The following is a 614-nucleotide window of genomic DNA, read 5'->3' as shown; positions in this document are numbered from 1 at the left end:
CCTCCAGCGCGTCGAACTGCGCCAGCAGCTGCACGCATTGCGCGTAATAGGCCGCACCGGTGCTGGTCGGGCTGACCCGGCGGGTGGTGCGGTTGAGCAAACGGGTGGACAGTCGCTTCTCCAGCGCCGCGATCTGCCGCGTCACCCCTGCCGTGGACAGGTCCAGCGCCTGGGCCGCCGCGCTGAAGCCATTGCGCTCGACCACGGCCACGAACACACGCATCGCCTCGAGAGTGTCCATTGTTTCATTTCCCGTAAGAAACAGCGTCGTCTGATCGTATTTATCGCCGTGAGTGAGCGCAATAACCTGTGCCCATCCTAATCCGCGAGGACCCCCATGCAACCGTCCCCTGTACGTGTTTCCGCACTTGCCCCGCTGGGCGCCAGCCTGCTGCGCTGGGGCCTGGGTGCGCTGTTCCTGGTGCACGGCCTGACCAAGCTGCTGGTGTTCACCCCGGCCGGCACCGCCGCCTATTTCGCCTCGCTGGGCCTGCCCGGTGCGCTCGGCTACCTGACCATCGCGCTGGAACTCACCCTGGCCGCCGCGCTGCTGCTCGGCATCTACGCGCGCTGGGTCGGGCTGGCAGGCGTGCCGCTGCTGCTGGGCACCATCG

General features: G+C 67.4%; 2 protein-coding genes. One reads left to right on the top strand and one right to left on the bottom strand.

Annotation, left to right across the window (positions count from 1 at the left end; all coding sequences use genetic code 11):
• A partial coding sequence (locus ACXJKJ_RS31140; RefSeq protein ID WP_457395454.1) for a LysR family transcriptional regulator occupies window positions 1–241 on the bottom strand: 241 nt, incomplete at its 3' end.
• Between the two features lie 96 nt (window positions 242–337).
• Between ACXJKJ_RS31140 and ACXJKJ_RS31135 the strand changes: the two genes are divergently transcribed.
• On the top strand, window positions 338–614 hold a 277-nt coding region (locus ACXJKJ_RS31135; protein ID WP_457395451.1), incomplete at its 3' end, for a DoxX family membrane protein.

Source organism: Roseateles sp. P5_E1, from assembly GCF_054049335.1.
The sequence above is the reverse complement of the archived record's forward strand: the minus strand, read 5'-3'. Positions and strand labels throughout refer to the sequence as shown.